Origin of the sequence: Sphingorhabdus sp. (assembly GCF_046292425.1) — a bacterium.
In the GTDB taxonomy this organism is placed as follows: Bacteria; Pseudomonadota; Alphaproteobacteria; order Sphingomonadales; family Sphingomonadaceae; genus Sphingorhabdus_B.
The window spans coordinates 20,793-37,602 of the sequence record NZ_JBKBQV010000023.1 but is presented as its reverse complement, the minus strand read 5'-3'; the positions used below and the strand labels follow the sequence as shown (position 1 = coordinate 37,602).

Genomic DNA, 16,810 nt, shown 5'->3' with positions numbered 1-16,810 from the left:
GGCACAGTGCCGCCGGTGATGGGGCCATCTTGTCCCCCATGCCGGGCCGCATCATTGCGGTGGACGTCAAGTCAGGCGATATGGTGACGAAAGGGCAAAAGCTCGTAACGCTCGAAGCGATGAAGATGGAACACAGCCTTACCGCGCCGTTCGACGGAATCGTGGCGGAGCTGAACGCCGAGACTGGCGCGCAGGTGCAGGTTGAGACGTTGTTAGTGCGTATTGAGGCGGTGATGTGAGTAAGGATTCTAATCAAACACCTCCCCGGAACGGGGAGGGGGACCGCTCGGCAACGCCGAGTGGTGGAGGGGTGTTCTCCGCAAGCACCAATGCCCGAAAGGTAGCAAAACGCGAACGGCGATCGGGGAATTTGCCCGAAGTGTTAGTCTGGCGCGAGCTGCGCAAACGCCCTGGCGGCTACAAATTCCGGCGACAGCATCCTTTAAGCGAAATTGTTTTGGATTTTGTCTGCCTTGAGCGACGCTTCGCTATCGAAATTGACGGCGATGTGCATAATCGTGGCGATCGGCCGGAACGTGATTTAATGCGTGACGCATATCTAGCGTCGCGCGGATTTGTGGTCTTGCGGCTACCAGCGGGAATCATTCTCGCACGCCTGGAAGATGCCATCGCAATGATTGTCGCGGCCTGCGATCAGCGGCAACCCCACCACCACCAGCCTTTGGCTGGCGGTCCCCCTCCCCGTACCGGGGAGGTTTTGCTCATGACCGAAACAGGGCTTAAATAATGGCAGGCAAATGCTTCAACGAATGGCAAATTGGCGATACGATCGTCCACGAAATCCGCCGCACGGTTACCGAAACCGATAATCTGCTCTTCTCGGTCATGACGCATAACCCGCAGCCGTTGCATATCGATGCGGAGGCCGCGAAGGCCAGCGAGTTCGGACAGATACTTGTCAACGGCACATTTACCTTTGCACTGATGGTCGGGCTTTCGGTGGGCGATACGACGTTGGGCACGCTGGTTGCCAATTTGGGCTACGACAAATTGGTGATGCCGAAGCCGGTGTTCATCGGCGATACGCTCCGTGCAGAAACCGAGGTCACTGCACTGAAGGAGAGTAAATCCCGGCCAGACGCAGGAGTAGTGACCTTTCTTCATCGCTGCATCAATCAGCGTGACGAAATCGTCTGCCAGTGCGAACGTGCTGCTTTGCTGAAAAAGGCCTGATTGCGTTCGGATGGGACGAAGGCCATAAAGGCTGAATGAAACTTCGCTCGCTCCTTTTCGTCCCGGGTGACCGGCCTGAACGTTTTGCCAAGGCAGCCGCCAGTGGCGCTGATGCTATCATTATCGACCTTGAAGACTCGGTCGGTGTTGATCGCAAAATCGTAGCGCGCGAGGCTGCGGCAGAATATCTGTCAGGCGACCGTCCCGTCCCCGTCTTCGTCCGCGTAAACCCGCAGGACAGTCATTTGACGCATGACGATCTCGCGTCAGTCCTACCGTTTTTGCCAAATGGCATTGTGCTTCCGAAGGCCAAAGGCGCTCGTTCGGTAAACTGGTTGCGTGCCGAAGCGGCGGCCGTTGCGGACAGTCCTGATGGCGAAGCGCCGCCAATAATGCCAATTGCCACCGAGACACCCGGCGCTGTGTTTGATCTCGGAACGCTCCGCGAAGTCGCGCAGTATTTGGCAGGCGTCAGTTGGGGTGCCGAGGATCTGCCAGCCGCCGTGGGAGCAGCCACGTCGCGCGAAGCGGACGGTCGGTATACCGCGCCTTACGAAATGGTCCGCTCGCTCACATTATTTGCCGCGCATGCTGCCGGTGTCGCAGCGATCGACACGGTCTACCCTGATATAAGCGACGATGCGGGTCTTGCGGCTTATGTCGCCCGTGCGGCTCGGGATGGCTTTACCGGCATGTTAGCCATTCACCCATCGCAAGTGAAGGCTATCAATGCCGGATTTACGCCTTCGTCGCAGCAGTTAGCGCACGCCCGATCGGTGGTTGCTGCATTTGCAGCGAACCCCGGAGCTGGCGTTCTCCAACTCGACGGCAAAATGATTGACGCGCCGCATTTGAAAGCGGCGCTGTCGATCCTCTCGAGGGCTTAAGCAGCCAGTTTCCGCAGCACATAGTGCAAGATGCCGCCGTTCATGAAATATTCGACCTCATTTGCGGTGTCGATGCGGCACAAAGTGTCGAAATTGAACGTTGAGCCGTCCTTACGGGTTACCATGACCGTGACTGTCTGGCGCGGCTGAAGCTTTCCGACGCTCGTGATCGTGAAGCTGTCATCGGCTGTAAGACCAAGCGTTGTCCGGCTTTCGCCTTCCATAAACTGAAGCGGCAATACGCCCATGCCGACAAGGTTCGAGCGGTGAATGCGCTCGAAGCTTTCGACGATGACGGCGCGAACGCCAAGCAGGTTGGTGCCCTTTGCGGCCCAGTCGCGTGAAGAACCTGTGCCATATTCCTTGCCAGCGATGACAACCAATGGCGTGCCGTCCGCTTTGTGCTTCATCGCGGCATCGTAGATTGGCATGACTTCGCCCTTGTAGCTCGACATGCCGCCTTCGATGCCGGGGACCATTTCGTTCTTGATGCGAATATTGGCGAAAGTTCCGCGCATCATGACTTCATGATGGCCGCGGCGGGCGCCGTAGCTATTGAAATCAGCCTTGGAAACTTGATGCTCCAGCAAGAACTTGCCCGCTGGCGAGTCCGCTTTGATGCTTCCGGCGGGCGAAATGTGGTCGGTAGTGATCGAGTCACCCAGGATCGCAAGCGGCTTTGCCTCGATGATGTCCATCACCGGCGCAGGCGTCATGCTCATCCCCTCGAAATAGGGCGGATTAGCGACATAAGTCGACCCGGCGCGCCATGTGTAAGTGTCCGATCCTTCCACCTGGATTTTCTGCCAATGCGCATCGCCTTCATAAACCTTGGCATAACGCGCAGTGAACATCGACCGGTCGATGTTGGCAGTCATGACATCATGCACTTCCTGATTGGTGGGCCAGATGTCCTTCAGATACACATCGCTGCCGTCAGTCGCCTGACCGATTGGCGTAGTTGTGAAGTCTTCGGTCACTGTGCCCTTGAGGGCATAGGCGACAACCAGTGGCGGCGACGCGAGGAAGTTCGCGCGCACATCGGGCGATACGCGGCCTTCAAAGTTACGGTTACCCGAAATGACGGAGGCCGCAACAATGTCATGGCCGTTGATCGCCGCCGAAATCGGCTCGGCCAGTGGACCGGAGTTACCGATGCAGGTGGTGCAGCCATAGCCGACGAGGTTGAACCCGACTGCATCCAGATCTGCAGTCAGACCTGCACGGTCAAGATAATCGGTCACAACCTGGCTTCCCGGCGCAAGCGAGGTCTTCACCCATGGCTTGGGACGCAAGCCAAAGGCATTGGCCTTGCGCGCCACCAAACCGGCAGCAACCAAAACACTTGGGTTTGATGTATTGGTGCAGCTTGTGATCGCCGCAATCACGACGTCGCCATCGCCAATATCGTGCGTCTTGCCTTCGACAGGGACGCGCTTTGCGCTGTCATGCTTGTAGACATTGATGAGATCGTCGTTGAACACGTTGTCGACTTCCGTGAGGATCACCTTGTCCTGCGGGCGCTTTGGGCCAGCAAGCGAAGGGACGACCGATGCCATGTCGAGCGACAGCGTGTCAGTGAAGATTGGGTCTTCCATGTCGGCATAAGCCCACAGACCCTGTTCCTTGGCATAAGCTTCGACCAACGCAATCTGGTCCTCATCGCGGCCGGTGAGGCGCAGATATTCGATGGTTTTTTCATCAATACCAAAGAAACCACAGGTCGCACCATATTCAGGCGCCATGTTGGCAAGTGTTGCTCGGTCGGCGAGCGACAGCGACGCAAGGCCGGGGCCGTAATATTCCACAAAGCGGCCAACCACGCCCTTGGCGCGCAGCATTTGCGTTGCGGTCAACACAAGGTCAGTCGCGGTCACGCCCTCGGCCAACGCACCCGTCAGCTTGAAGCCGACAACTTCCGGGATCAACATCGATACGGGCTGGCCAAGCATCGCGGCCTCGGCTTCAATGCCGCCAACGCCCCAGCCAAGCACGCCAAGGCCGTTGATCATCGTCGTGTGGCTGTCGGTGCCAACGCAAGTATCGGGGTAAGCAATCGCCGCGCCATCTTCGCTGGTGCTGGTCCAAACGGCCTGGGCGATATGCTCCAGATTGACCTGATGGCAAATGCCGGTGCCCGGAGGAACCGCTTTGAAATTGTTCAGCGACTTCGAACCCCATTTCAGAAAGTCATAACGTTCGGCATTGCGCTGATATTCAATTTCCACATTCTGTTCGGCAGCTTTTGGGTGTCCGAATTCGTCGACCATGACGCTGTGGTCGATCACAAGATGCACAGGAACGAGCGGGTTGATCTTCGACGGGTCAGCCTTCAGTGCGGTCATCGCGTCGCGCATCGCGGCCAGATCAACCACGCAAGGCACGCCAGTGAAATCCTGCAACAATACGCGGGCAGGGCGATACTGAATTTCGCGGTCGGACTTTGCGTCCTTTTGCCAATCGACCATCGCCTGCACATCCTGCACCGAAACGGTGAAGCCGCCATCTTCAAAACGGAGCAGGTTTTCGAGTAGAACCTTCATCGAAAAAGGCAGCCTCGACACATCGCCCAGTTTCTCCGAAACCTTTTTGATGGAGAAATAATCCACCGTCTTGCCGCCAGCGGTCAAGGTGGAACGGGTTTGCAGGCTGTCTAATCCGATTGCGGTCATATTATCATTACCCCTAAAAATTGGGCTTTCGGCCGGATGGGGAAGACGACACGGTCACCGCTTGCTGCGGCCATAGAACGCGCGTCAAACCAGCGTAAAAGCGGGAGAGTCGTTTGCTGGCCGCGCCTTAGCGCGGATGGGATAGGGGTGCAAGGTGGGGCGGGGTAAAATTGCGCTGGGGCAAGTGGCAGCTTTGGGGAGCGATTGAATAAGAAAAGCTAGGGTGATGAAGCTCAATCGGTCACCTCTCAGATCAACTTCATAAATCTGCCACGCAGCGCGCTGGCTACTTACTGAGTTACTCGCGATGTCACCATCCTTCGTCGACGCCTCAGCCGCATGAAATAACAGTAACTTTGAATGCGCCTTGAGTGTAGACTGATTAATCAAGCGCGATCAATTTGGATTATTTGACAAGACGTATATTTACCGGATTGTTGAAACCGGAAATAACGGAGTGTTTTATACCGTTCTTTAAAACGACAATTCGGTGATTGTCAGTATCTGCGACGTATAAACTGCCATCAGCATAAATTGCATCGTTCGGAGAATATAACTTACTGCCAAGATGTTGTGCATTACATGACGTACCCGAGCGATAAATATCATCTAAAACGACTTTTTCAATTTTTGAATCAAGATTTTTTGGGTCAAAGCATCCGGCCATTGCTCCAGTTCTTGTCAGGGAATGCGAAGAGAATTTCGAGACCATGTTCAGATGTTCTTCGGAAATTAGCAGGCTATCTTTCCAGATTTGAACACTGTTCGGATAATAGGATTTAGTCGATGACACCACATTAGAGTCGAGCCGTATTTTTACAATTTTATGGTGAAACGTGTCAGCGATAACCAGCATGTTGTTTGATACATCAATGCCGCGCGCGGAAGCCAATCTCATGGGTAGCCGAAATATGACATTGTTCATTTTATCATCGATTTGATAACCGATGAGGCTCCCAACCTGTCCGTCATCAAACGCGATAAAGAGTCTGTCACGATATGCCTTTAGTGCAGTTATGTAATTACTGTAACGGTACCGCTTCAGTATCTCGCCAGTATCGACATCCAATATGAGTAATTCTTTCCGGTCACCAACATAAAGGTGTTTCTCTGTGGAATCCAAGCCCCGGGGAGTGTGTAGATTTTGTGTCCAGACCACCTGACCCAATTGATTTAATCTTTGCACCTGATGACCAAAATCGGAAAGAACAAAAATGCCATGATCCATCTTTGCACCATCAAATGCTGGAGGGTTGATTGGTGCGCAATACACAATGTCAACCGTGCCTTTATCGGGTGTATAATGCGCGCGCCGTGGCTTTATTATAGCATTATTCTGGAGAAAGCAGATCGCACCATGCTTGACCGTGCGAGCGACATAGTGCCTTACCGGATCAATATTGTATATCGCCAAGCAAGCGGCAGTTAATATTATTAAAACTGTCACTACAGTCCGAAATCTGTTTGTAGCTAACACTGCCATTAAATAACGATTTGTTCTCAACCGCTGTTCCCCGCCTTTATCATAAAAGGTCTCGCGCCTCGACATGCATGCCTTGCAAGGTAATGCCAATCAGTCAAAAATGCGCACCAATAATCTTAACCAGATCAATGGTCGCCGCCATTTAGCCATATTCCCTCATCGCCGATTTAATCTGCGTAGGTAAAGCATTTTCAGCTTTCGCGGGAAGGGATTGCGCACTTTCGCTTGTTGGCTTGAACATAGGTCGATCCAGAACAGCTTTGCCTGAAAGACCGAATCCGAGAATGTGTTATTCCTCGAATGGTCTGGAGACATTTTCGTCTGGATCAGCTACATCCCGTTTGTTGGAGGTAACGGCATGGACCTGCGAATTTCGGGAAAAGTGGCGGTCGTCGGGGGCGCAAGCCGGGGTATCGGACTTGCCATAGCCAAGGGCCTGGCAAACGAAGGCGCCAAGTTGGTCATCGCAGCCCGCGGTGAAGATGCGTTATTGGCAGCGCAACGGGAGATACAGGCAGCGGGAGGCGAGGTAGTTTCGGTCGTCTGCGACTTGTCCGACGATTCGTCTGTCAAGAACCTGATGGCGAAGACGTTTGAACAATTCGGGCGGGTAGACATTGTTGTAAGCAACGCTTCTGCACTTTCAGTTGGTCCCGAAAGGTCAGATTGGGATGCAAGTCTTTCTGTGGATCTCTTGGGGGCTGTCAGACTCGTGGAGGCAGCAATACCGAACATGCGCGAGCACGGATCAGGGTCGATACTGTTCGTATCATCAGGCTCGGGCGTAGAAGCCACTCCTGGTGCTGATTTTGCTTATACGGCAGTAAAGGCCGCGCTTAATGCCTATGCCAAGAAGCTGGCCGTGTTTGAAGCCATGAACGGGATACGCGTCAACGCTATTCTTCCGGGTTCAACCGAGTTCCCTGGCGGTCTTTGGGATATAATGCGGGAACAGAATCCGGCTTTTTATGAACTTGCCAGAGCGAGCATTCCTTTTGGTCGAATGGGAACGCCCGAAGAAGTCGCCGACGCTGCTGTCTGGCTGGTTTCAGAGCGAGCATCTTGGGTCACGGGCGTGGCACTCAGCGTTGACGGTGGGCAAGCCAAAGGTATCCGTTAGCGACGTTGTCAAAAGCAATTCCGGTGGGCGCAAGGTGAGCCTTTGGCTTAGCCTGCGGCCCCAGAATGTACAAAACACGTTTCCTACAGTATTCCATATAGGTTATTTGTTCTTCCCAGAATAACCAATGGAGTTAATATGGCGCGCAAAACCTTGACTAACGGCTCTGATCTACCTGTTCCCTTGGAACGGGTAACTTCGCGCATCCGGGTCAGCCGTAACAGCCTGATGCCGGGGTTGCGGGTGCGACATGACGGTTGGACGGAGGAACGCACGCAGCGGTTTTTTGATGCTTTGGCGCATACCGGATGTGTGCGCGATGCAGCCCGGGTCGCGGGGGTTTCCAATACGGCGGCCTATCGCATGAAGCGGCGCTTCCCGCTGTTTTCCGGCGCTTGGGATCGAGCGTTGGCGCGGGCGGGTGAGGGGTTGATGGCGGTGGCCTATAAACGGGCGGTGGAGGGGAAGGAGACCGTTATCATCCGCGGCGGGCAGGAGGTTGAACGCCGTATTACGCCATCGGATGCGATCCTTGGTCTGTTGCTGAAACGCGGGGACATGGCCGGAAATGGCTTTATCGGCGGAAAGACGCCTGACGATTATTTAAGCTTTGAAGAATGGCAGCAGGATAAAAGGTTCGATGATAGTGGCCGCAAGATCGAGATCGAGAATCTTGAGGTCGCAAAGGATAGGTTCATCGCCAAATTGACGGCGATCCGGAAGCGGTTGAACAATTACGCCGCGACGGGTGGTTCCTGTCCGACATGCAAGCAGACGCTTCCGCAGGACTGGCCCAACCAGTCCATGGCCGAGCTGGTTGCCGGCGGCTTGGTTGACCCAAGCGAACTGCATGCGGATTAATCCGGAAAATCCAGTGCCGCATGGGCGGAAACGGCGGCGACCTCGATGAACTGTGGTTTGCTTTTGGGGGCGTCGCCCTGCATCGCTGCGCTGGCCAGCACATAAGGCGAAATGCGGTGGCGCGTACACAAGCCGCCGGCGCCGTCGCTGACCAAGGGGGTTTCGAATTCGACTGCGATCATGGCATCCTGCACGCGGGTGACAGTGCAGATCACAAGCTGCCCGCCGGTAAGATCAAGCACGAGGCCAGTGCCAGTTGGCACACCAAGCAAGCCGTCGATCAGTGCGCCAGTCTTTGACAGGTTGCGCATCAATGCTTCGTATCGGTGGTCGTCATGGATGATGCCAATGCGGCGGAATACGGAGCGTCGTTCCGGACGATGGCGTAATGGCCCATCGGGTTTGATATGCAGGTCGCCACTGGCCATGCGTTCCAGCACCTTTTCCTGAGTCATTGCCTTGGCGTATATCCACCCCTGGATGAAACGGGCGTTCATGCCGCGCACAGCCTCAAGCTGGTCGAACGCCTCAACGCCTTCAACCGTGGTTTCCATGCCTAATGCCTCGGACAGGCCAATGATCGCAGCGATGATCTTTGCGCTGTTCTGGTCTTTCTGGGTGCAACTGTCGACGAAGGTGCGGTCGACTTTGATCTTGTCAAAAGGGGCGGAGCGCAGATAGCTCAAGGAGGAATAGCCCGTACCGAAATCATCGAGCGCAAGGCGGACGCCAAGATGCTTCAATGCGCGGAATATGTCGTCGATGGTTTCGCCATCGCCCATAAACACGCTTTCGGTCAGCTCAAGCTCAAGGCGGTCGGCGGAGAGACCCGAACTCTCAAGCGCACCCGCGACAGTTTCTATGAGGTCGGTATGGGCGAATTGCGCGGCGGAGACGTTTACTGCGACGCGGATCGATGTGGGCCATGCCATGGCGTCTGTGCACGCCTTGTTGAGAGCCCATGCGCCGATTTGATTGATGAGGTCTGATTCCTCGGCAATCGGGACGAAAACTTCGGGGCTGATAGGGCCACGTTCGGGATGGTCCCACCGCATCAGTGCTTCGAACGCGACCACCAGATTGTCTTCTGCACGGACGACGGGTTGGTAATGCAGTTCAAGTGCGTCGTTGGCGAGCGCGTCACGCAGGCCCTCTTCAAGCAGGCTGCGTTCGGCGGCCTCATCCTTCAAATCGGCGGAGTAAAAGCGGAATTGCCCGCGACCGCCGTTTTTGGCTGCGTATAGCGCAAGGTCGGCATTGTGGACGACGTCGAGCTTATCGACGCCGTCATAAGGCGCAATGGCGATGCCGACCGAAGTGCCGATCGTTGCGCGCTTGTCGTCGATTTTATAGGGTTGCGAGACAATCTGGATGATCTTGTTCGCAAGTTCGCCCAGCTTGCCACGGTCGTCGATGTCGGGGAGAATGATCTGGAACTCGTCGCCGCCGAGGCGACCGATTTCGCCGCGACTGCCGACCACGCGTTCAAGGCGGCGGGCAACTTGGCAAAGGAGTTCATCGCCCGCAGGGTGGCCAAGCGTGTCATTGACCTGTTTGAACCGGTCAAGGTCCATCATGATAAGCGTGCAGCTGCGCTTTGCTGCTTTGTAGGCGGCGAGCGTGCTTTCCAACTTTTTGTCCATGCGATGGCGGTTCGCAAGGCCCGTCAGCGAGTCAAATTCGGCCAGCCGCGAGTCCACGAGCTGACGTTCATATTCGACCGAAATGTCCTTGGCACTGCCGCGATAGCCGTGAAATTCGCCCGCATTGTCGAATTTAGGATGTCCCGATATCGACCACCAGCTTTGGCGCCCATCACTTTGTGCGCCGGCCAGTGCAAAGCGGACCGTCTGGTCCAAGATCTTGTTGCGCGCGGTCAGTTGAAAACCCAATGGCCGTTCGGACCGTTCGCCGGGATTGTGCACATCTGTTTCGAATAAGGCGGTAAACGGTTGCGCCAGCAACGCGTCCATAGGTTGTTGCAGTTTGTCGGCGGCTTTTTCCGAGATGTAGATCAGGCGTCCTTCGGCATCTGTCGCCCAAAGCCAGCCAATGCCCGCCTGTTCAAAATCGTCGAGAATCTGCAAACGGCGGCTGCTGTCGCCCGCTGCGATGACCGATGCCGGACTGCTGCCCTTATCGGCAGTGGCACCGCTGGAAAAACTTTTGAACAAACGTGCCACAGCCATCGTCCTAGCCTTCGCTCATCAGCGATATGAATTCCATCCGACCCATGGGTAACGGGCGATAAAGAAACAGGGTTACAATATCGCTAACGTTACAGGTGTAAACTGGCGTTACAATGCAGATTATTGTCGTCAGTCGGCAAGGCGCCGTGCATCTGCGGTAACAGTAGCGACAAGGCCGGTCTGTTGCCATTCATAGCTGATCTGGCCACCCAGTTCCGACGCGGCAATCTGTTCGGCCATCTTGCTGCCAAAACCATTCATTGTCGGCGTAGCTTCGACCTCTGGCCCACCGGTTTCGGCCCACACCATTTCGAGATGGTCGTCGACCATGCAGCCAGTGATTTCCAGCGCGCCTGCCTCGCTGGATAACGCCCCGTGTTTGGCGGAATTTGTTGCCAATTCGTGCATGACCATCGCGAGGGCATTAGCGCTGCGTTCGCCAATGCCCATGCGGGGTACGGCGACACGGATTCGACCGCTAAAAGCGCCTAGATCGTCATAAGGCGCAAGCAAAACCGTGATGACATCGCCCAACAGCGCGGCCTTGCCTTGTGAACGAGGCAGCGGCCGGACAAGGTCGTGCGCGCGGCCAAGCGCCGTAAGCCGCCGGGTGAGGTCGCGAGTCATTTCGTCAATGGATTTTGAAGATCGTGATGTCAGCGTTGTCAGGCTCGTCGCGATCGTGAGCAGGTTTTTGACCCGATGGCTCATTTCTCCAGCGAGCAGTTCATTGCCCTCTTCAGCCTGTTTACGTCCCGTGACATCCAGGAAGATGCCGAACATCACATTATCGACGATGCCTTCGTCCGCCCCCTGTCCGCGCGCGGAAACCCAGCGGACACAGCCGTCCAGGATGATACGGAAATCTATTTCATAGGGTCCGGCAACTGAACGCGTTGCGATAAAGGCCGCACGCACGCGGTCGCGGTCGGCGGGGTGAATATGGGCGGACAATTCCTCGAATTCGACACTGTCTGCCCATTTGAGACCCCATAATTCAAAACCTCTCGGATCCATCCGGAAGCTGTTATCATCGACATTCCACGACCACATAGCAACGCAAGCCGCCTCCACCGCGAGGCGAAGATGCTTGTTGCTCCATTCGATAGGAGTATTCGCCGGTTGTGACATGAAAGCCCTTTATTGACGCCGCATTGCGGATGGTAAGTCATCAACCTGCTGTGTAGGGATATTAAGGGCAATGACGGTACCGCATAGCTGGATATTACGGCTTTGGCGAAGTCTAAATTATTTCCACATCCTGTCCGGGAATTCGCCCATATTTAACCGTGGCGCAGCTTATCGGTGACTTCGTCCAAATTGCCGCGAACGCGCAGCAGCTGGTCTTTTCCGAAAACAATCAGGCATTCATCATGCGCATTGTCGGCAGTACGGACGAACTGGACGATCTCCGGGTTTACCGATATTTTCTGGCCGCGGGTATCAGTCATTATGACAAAGGGGATCATGGACGTTCCTTGGGAAATGTTGTCGTTTGGTTTGGCACCATTTGAGCCAAGATGCAAAGTTTCGCCGGGCAGCCGCGATCAAATGTTCATAATCTTTCTTGAGCAGGCCAGATTTTCCGCTACATCGAATGCATCGGGGTACAGCAACCTCCCGGTCAGGCTTTTTGCCCAAGCGTTGCCTTATGTGTCCGCTGTTGGCGGATGTTGAAGGCATGGAGCAAACATTGGCAACGCAAACAGAACATCCCGATTTTTCCCAACTGTTGAAGGTCTTTGCGCGTATCGGCTGCCTCAGCTTTGGCGGACCGGCAGGGCAAATCGCGCTTATGCACCGCGAACTGGTCGAGGAGCGCCGCTGGGTTGATGAAGACCAGTATCTTCACGCGCTGAACTTTTGTCATTTGCTGCCGGGGCCTGAGGCGCAGCAATTGGCGACCTGGGTTGGATGGCGGCTGCACGGGATAAGAGGCGGGATTGCCGCAGGGTTGTTGTTCGTCATGCCTGGCGCGTTGGTGATCTTGGCACTCTCGACCTTATATGCTTTTGCCGCAAACCTTGATTGGTTTGCCGCATTATTTGTAGGCATAAAGGCCGCAGTTCTGTCTATTGTGGTGCAGGCATTGATCCGCATTGGCGGCCGTGCGTTAAATACGCGATTCAAGAAAGTCGTCGCAATCGCCGCGTTCATTGCGCTGTTTTTCCTCAACCTGCCATTTCCGTTCGTCGTGCTTGGGGCCGGCGCTGTTGGTATGTTCGTAGCATCGCGGAGGCCCGATTGGTTGGCGTTAAAGGCAGGTAAAGGGCAGATAATGGAAACTGCCCGTCCCTGGCGCCTGAGCCTACGCGCCATATTGGTTTGGGGATTGATCTGGGCTGCGCCACTGCTTCTTGTCTGCGCGACATTGGGCCGGGACCATGTGCTGTGGGATGTTGGCACATTCTTCTCTCAACTGGCGCTGGTTACCTTTGGCGGCGCCTATGCCGTGCTTGCATATATGGCTCAGGAGGCGGTGAACGGCTTTGGCTGGCTATCAGCAGGAGAAATGGCGGACGGTCTGGGTCTGGCCGAAACCACGCCGGGTCCGCTGATACTTGTTACGCAATTTGTCGGTTATCTCGCGGCGTTTCGTGCACCAGAACCCTTTGCGCCATTGCTGGCTGGCATCATCGGGGCAGGGCTGACCACATGGGTGACCTTCGCCCCATGCTTTCTGTGGATTTTCGCCTTTGCACCATGGATTGAACGCATGGAAAATGCCAAATGGTTGAAAGGCGGGCTGGCGACCCTGACCGCCGCCGTCGTGGGCGTAATTGCCAATTTGACCGCGTGGTTTGCATTGCATGTCCTTTTTGCCGAGGTTGGTGCGCGGCAATATGGCCCGCTACGGATATATTGGCCCGAGATTGCCACTTTTGATTGGCGCGCCGGGGTGCTCGCTATCCTTTCGGCATTGCTGATATTCCGTTTGCGATGGAACGTCATTATCGTCCTGTTCACAGCAGGAATCTGCGGCATCGCCCTCAGTCTGTTGTAATATAACAGCTTTACGGTCTGTTAACCATCCCTGCGGCATAATGAAGGTGACAGGTTTCTGTTGGACCAGATAAGGCAAGATAGATCATGAAATTGAAAATTGTGATGTCAGCTTGTGCCATGGCTTTGGCAGCGGCGACAATGACGAGTGGCCTGTTGGCTGGCCAGGTGCATGCACAGACGCGAAATGATGCCGCCGCGCCGGTAACATTGCGCAGCGATGTGAAGATTGAGCGCACTGAGCAAAATGCCGACGGAACCGAAAAAACGGCCCTGTATACTCCCAATGATGTATCCGTTGTTCCGGGTGACAATGTGGTTTTTACATTGTTGGTCAACAATAAAGGTGCAGAACCGGCGGTGGGATTCACGGCCACCAACCCGATGCCAACGGCTGTTCGTTTTGCATCTGTCGGTGAAGATTGGGCTGAAGTGTCGGTCGATGGGGGGCGCAGCTATGGCAAGCTGGCAAACCTAAAGGTGAAGACCAAGGATGCAACTGGCACCGCAGAGGTCGAACGAGCAGCTTTGCCCGAGGACGTGACTCACATCCGTTGGGTTTTTGCCGATGCCATTGTTCCCGGGACAGAGCGCACGGTAAGTTATCGGGGTGTCGTCAAATGAGCGGCGTGCGCGTGGCTTTTGTTAAGGACCTCGCAATAGCCGTCCCGCGCTGATACAGGCGACGAAGCGGCGCAGCGCAAGCCCGAAAAAGTCCGAAGATTAACCATTTTTGTGACTAGCGTTTGTCGAGAATTGACCGCAGCGCTGTGTCATGAAAAAGTCGTTTGCCCGCAAAAAGCGTGCTTTTCCACGCCTGAGGCTCCCGTTGCTCATGGGGCTTATTCTGGCGCTGCCTCTTGCGGCATGCGGGTCGAAGCGCGGATCCGAAGCAAATAGGGCGTTGAACGAACCCCTGTCGATTGATGCGGCGCTGCATGCTGGCGCGCTGCTGCATGCGCCAGCGCCGACAATCGTTAACGTGGACAATTGCAACGATTGTGCGGAGACGCGTGCGTCGACGCTTGGCGACCGCGCTAACTCTGGCCCGGGGCGTGACAAGGGAAAATGCAACTCCCAATTGCAGGTTGCCAATCATTGGGCTGAGCGGATGCCACGTGAGTTTCCCGTCTATCCCAAAGCGCGCGTGGAGGAGGCGGCGGGCGTGGACGGCGGCGTTTGCGATATTCGCGCGGTGAGTTTTACCACCGCAGCGCGGCTGCAGAACGTCGTTGATTATTATTACACCCGCGCGATCAGGTCAGGTTTCGGTGCCGAATACCAGATTCGCACAGGCGCGCATGTTTTGGGCGGCATACGTTCCAAGGATGACGGTGCGTATGTGTTCACGTTCAGACAGGCCAAAGGCGGTGGCACCGCAGTTGATATCGTGGCCAGCAACGGCCGCTGAAAAAGGGTTATCAAGCCGAAGCGACTGGGGTGGCAGTGATGTCACCCCCTTTTTTTAGGAAATTCGAACTCCGGCGGCCTGAAGATAATCGACTACTTTCTGTCGCAATTCGGGTATCATGATGATATTTCGAAGCTTGTCGTCAGTTGTCTTGCTATAGGCCGGCGCATTGGCTTCAAATAGCCTCCAGTAACGTGTGGCTTCTTCACGTTGGCCTTTTGATGCCGCAATCATTGCCTCAGCAAGATAATAATTCGACTTGTTATTACGTGAGGTCGGAAGTTCGCCGTCCGATATGAGCGCAATTTTCTCCGGTGTGTTTTGCGATATCGCACTGAACACCAATAACAGCCGTCCGCGCGGATAATATGGGCTTTGGTTACGGATTGCCTGATCCAGAAGCTTGCCGGAACCGGGGTAATTACAAAGCGGACCGATGCCCGACAACACAGCCGAGAATACCGGACTGTTCGGGTTCGTTTCGATGGTCCGGTCAGTGTAAAAACGGGCCGTCGCACAATCGGGCTTCAAGTAAGACAAACGGGCCATTGCAAAGTTCGCCCAGCCATCATTGGGATCAACCTTTACACCCGCCCGTGCATATTCAATGCCGCGCGCATAAGCGGCACTCATTTTCGCGCGATCCCGTTCGCGCTCTACTTCGAACGTAGCGCGCACGCCAAGCATCGTCGCGACCATCGTCTTTTCTGCAACTGGCTTTGCCATGCAATCAGCGACAGTTTTCTCCAGCCTGTCGCCATGGAAGCGGATGAATTCAAAGTATTTCAGCAGGCATGGATATCCCCCTTGGTCGACCGAACGTGCAAGAGCAGTCTCAGTAGAAGCGATGACGCCATGCGGCCCGTTAATTTCGCCTACAATAGGAATAAGAGCCGATCGCGTGTCTGTGGAATTAGGCGGCATCACGAGGATGCGTGACCATATGAGGACATTTGAGCGGGCGTCGTCAATGGTCAGATATAAAGTGGTGTTGCTTTCATTGTCGGTCACGAGACGGGAGGAGAGCCGATACACATTTGCAGAGCCATTCTCTTCACCTTCCAGTGGTGTGCCACTGCGCAGGCGAACACGCGAAATTTTAAAACGGCTAAGATCATCAGCCAATATGCTGCCGACCATTTGCGATGTTTCCTGTGCGCTGACAGAACCGGCGCTGTCGACCGGAGAGATTTCGAGGATTGGGCTGAGATAGACCTGCGATGAGGTTGATTTATTTTGTAGATACAAAACCGCCGCCGCCACCAGCGCAATGGCGCTTAGGACCAGCATCGGCCCAATGAAGGGTTGTTGATAAAAAGGCAGGGCGGGGCGAGAAACATTCGGGGCTGAATCGCTGCTTAAAGTCGCGTGAGAAGATGGAATTGGCGAATCAGGTAACAGTTCGGGGAGGGTAGGATATGCCACTTCGCGCGGATCCAGCCGAACGATGTACGAGCCCGGCAGAAGGTAAAGACACAAACCGTCCGTCGGCGGGTGTTCGGCATAATAGCCTTCGAGTGATTTGCGCAGGCGTCCCATTTGTACCCGCGCCGAGCTGTCAGATGCGGAGTCAAAGTCTGCCTTGCGGCCAAGCGCATCGACCGCGACGATAAAAGATTTCAATGTGCTGGCGCGACCCGCGACGGTCTCATTGACGAGATACCGTAACAGCCCCGACAACACCGGGGAGCGTTGAAACACTTCGCTGGCCAATATGGCATCGCTTTCGGCCATCATCCTGATAACGAAATCCTGATCCGGATTTTCACTATTAAAGGTGATTGGACCTCTCCTGCGGTGTGTGTTCCAGCCGATGAAATGACGGCATCTGCATTCCACTTTCCGTTACATCATAAATGTAACGGAAGTTAAAGTTATTTTCTGATCCCGGCAGCAGGCATTGTATTCACTCATAAGATTGACGAAACCGGCCAATTTCCAACATATTTTTGCAGTGTTGCTTCAATGTTACGTTTGCTGCACGTGACCG

The 16,810-nt window shown here is 55.0% G+C and carries 15 protein-coding genes; 9 read left to right on the top strand and 6 right to left on the bottom strand.

Annotation, left to right across the window (positions count from 1 at the left end; all coding sequences use genetic code 11):
- The 4 genes from ACK4S7_RS06800 to ACK4S7_RS06785 all read left to right on the top strand — a co-directional run.
- Positions 1-239 (top strand): acetyl-CoA carboxylase biotin carboxyl carrier protein subunit (locus tag ACK4S7_RS06800; protein WP_409645307.1); only part of this gene is annotated, 239 nt, incomplete at its 5' end.
- Positions 236-748 carry an endonuclease domain-containing protein gene (locus ACK4S7_RS06795; protein ID WP_409645305.1) on the top strand — a complete coding sequence of 171 codons (513 nt, stop codon included), beginning with the start codon at positions 236-238 and terminating at the stop codon, positions 746-748. The genes ACK4S7_RS06800 and ACK4S7_RS06795, both read left to right, overlap by 4 nt.
- The gene (locus ACK4S7_RS06790; RefSeq protein ID WP_409645304.1) at positions 748-1,194 is read left to right on the top strand and encodes a MaoC family dehydratase; all 447 of its coding nucleotides are present in this window, start codon (positions 748-750) and stop codon (positions 1,192-1,194) included. Before ACK4S7_RS06795 ends, ACK4S7_RS06790 begins: the two co-directional genes overlap by 1 nt.
- 35 nt (positions 1,195-1,229) lie before the next feature.
- Positions 1,230-2,081 carry an HpcH/HpaI aldolase/citrate lyase family protein gene (locus ACK4S7_RS06785; RefSeq protein ID WP_409645302.1) on the top strand — a complete coding sequence of 284 codons (852 nt, stop codon included), beginning with the start codon at positions 1,230-1,232 and terminating at the stop codon, positions 2,079-2,081.
- On the opposite strand, the gene acnA is transcribed toward ACK4S7_RS06785, so the two are convergent.
- On the bottom strand, positions 2,078-4,753 hold the full coding sequence (acnA, locus tag ACK4S7_RS06780) for an aconitate hydratase AcnA (protein WP_409645301.1): 2,676 nt from the start codon (positions 4,751-4,753) through the stop codon (positions 2,078-2,080). The genes ACK4S7_RS06785 and acnA overlap by 4 nt on opposite strands.
- A gap of 406 nt (positions 4,754-5,159) precedes the next feature.
- The gene (locus tag ACK4S7_RS06775) at positions 5,160-6,302 is read right to left on the bottom strand and encodes a hypothetical protein (protein ID WP_409645299.1); all 1,143 of its coding nucleotides are present in this window, start codon (positions 6,300-6,302) and stop codon (positions 5,160-5,162) included.
- 220 nt (positions 6,303-6,522) lie between these two features.
- On the opposite strand from ACK4S7_RS06775, the gene ACK4S7_RS06770 reads away from it, so the two are divergent.
- On the top strand, positions 6,523-7,356 hold the full coding sequence (locus tag ACK4S7_RS06770; RefSeq protein WP_409645298.1) for an SDR family NAD(P)-dependent oxidoreductase: 834 nt from the start codon (positions 6,523-6,525) through the stop codon (positions 7,354-7,356).
- 138 nt (positions 7,357-7,494) lie between these two features.
- Positions 7,495-8,217, top strand: coding sequence for a hypothetical protein (locus tag ACK4S7_RS06765; protein WP_409645296.1), 723 nt, complete (start codon positions 7,495-7,497; stop codon positions 8,215-8,217).
- On the opposite strand, the gene ACK4S7_RS06760 is transcribed toward ACK4S7_RS06765, so the two are convergent.
- From ACK4S7_RS06760 to ACK4S7_RS06750, 3 genes are all read right to left on the bottom strand, one after another.
- The gene (locus ACK4S7_RS06760) at positions 8,214-10,406 is read right to left on the bottom strand and encodes a putative bifunctional diguanylate cyclase/phosphodiesterase (RefSeq protein WP_409645295.1); all 2,193 of its coding nucleotides are present in this window, start codon (positions 10,404-10,406) and stop codon (positions 8,214-8,216) included. The two genes, ACK4S7_RS06765 and ACK4S7_RS06760, sit on opposite strands and share 4 nt — an antisense overlap.
- Before the next feature lie 129 nt (positions 10,407-10,535).
- A complete protein-coding gene (locus tag ACK4S7_RS06755) occupies positions 10,536-11,537 on the bottom strand; it encodes a sensor histidine kinase (RefSeq protein ID WP_409645294.1) in 1,002 nt (333 codons plus the stop codon).
- A gap of 152 nt (positions 11,538-11,689) precedes the next feature.
- Positions 11,690-11,875 carry a hypothetical protein gene (locus ACK4S7_RS06750; RefSeq protein ID WP_409645293.1) on the bottom strand — a complete coding sequence of 62 codons (186 nt, stop codon included), beginning with the start codon at positions 11,873-11,875 and terminating at the stop codon, positions 11,690-11,692.
- Between the two features lie 212 nt (positions 11,876-12,087).
- On the opposite strand from ACK4S7_RS06750, the gene chrA reads away from it, so the two are divergent.
- The 3 genes from chrA (at position 12,088) to ACK4S7_RS06735 (ending at position 14,820) form a co-directional block, all read left to right on the top strand.
- Entirely contained in the window at positions 12,088-13,410 is a 1,323-nt protein-coding gene (gene chrA, locus ACK4S7_RS06745) for a chromate efflux transporter (protein WP_409645308.1), read from the top strand.
- Between the two features lie 86 nt (positions 13,411-13,496).
- Positions 13,497-14,033: a hypothetical protein gene (locus ACK4S7_RS06740; protein ID WP_409645292.1), complete on the top strand. Its 537-nt coding sequence runs from the start codon at positions 13,497-13,499 to the stop codon at positions 14,031-14,033.
- Between the two features lie 151 nt (positions 14,034-14,184).
- Positions 14,185-14,820 (top strand): hypothetical protein, encoded by a 636-nt coding sequence (locus ACK4S7_RS06735; RefSeq protein WP_409645291.1) that lies wholly within the window; start codon positions 14,185-14,187, stop codon positions 14,818-14,820.
- Positions 14,821-14,874: 54 nt separating this feature from the next.
- On the opposite strand, the gene ACK4S7_RS06730 is transcribed toward ACK4S7_RS06735, so the two are convergent.
- Positions 14,875-16,557, bottom strand: a complete 1,683-nt coding sequence (locus ACK4S7_RS06730; protein ID WP_409645289.1) for a hypothetical protein — start codon at positions 16,555-16,557, stop codon at positions 14,875-14,877.
- Between the last annotated feature and the right edge of the window lie 253 nt (positions 16,558-16,810).

Coding starts and splice junctions, on each gene's coding strand:
- ACK4S7_RS06790 (WP_409645304.1), top strand. CDS start 748: ATGGCAGGCAAATGCTTCAACGAATGGCAAATTGGCGATACGATCGTC.
- ACK4S7_RS06785 (WP_409645302.1), top strand. CDS start 1,230: ATGAAACTTCGCTCGCTCCTTTTCGTCCCGGGTGACCGGCCTGAACGT.
- acnA (WP_409645301.1), bottom strand. CDS start 4,753: ATGACCGCAATCGGATTAGACAGCCTGCAAACCCGTTCCACCTTGACC.
- ACK4S7_RS06775 (WP_409645299.1), bottom strand. CDS start 6,302: ATGTCGAGGCGCGAGACCTTTTATGATAAAGGCGGGGAACAGCGGTTG.
- ACK4S7_RS06765 (WP_409645296.1), top strand. CDS start 7,495: ATGGCGCGCAAAACCTTGACTAACGGCTCTGATCTACCTGTTCCCTTG.
- ACK4S7_RS06760 (WP_409645295.1), bottom strand. CDS start 10,406: ATGGCTGTGGCACGTTTGTTCAAAAGTTTTTCCAGCGGTGCCACTGCC.
- ACK4S7_RS06755 (WP_409645294.1), bottom strand. CDS start 11,537: ATGTCACAACCGGCGAATACTCCTATCGAATGGAGCAACAAGCATCTT.
- ACK4S7_RS06750 (WP_409645293.1), bottom strand. CDS start 11,875: ATGATCCCCTTTGTCATAATGACTGATACCCGCGGCCAGAAAATATCG.
- chrA (WP_409645308.1), top strand. CDS start 12,088: ATGGAGCAAACATTGGCAACGCAAACAGAACATCCCGATTTTTCCCAA.
- ACK4S7_RS06740 (WP_409645292.1), top strand. CDS start 13,497: ATGAAATTGAAAATTGTGATGTCAGCTTGTGCCATGGCTTTGGCAGCG.
- ACK4S7_RS06735 (WP_409645291.1), top strand. CDS start 14,185: ATGAAAAAGTCGTTTGCCCGCAAAAAGCGTGCTTTTCCACGCCTGAGG.
- ACK4S7_RS06730 (WP_409645289.1), bottom strand. CDS start 16,557: ATGATGGCCGAAAGCGATGCCATATTGGCCAGCGAAGTGTTTCAACGC.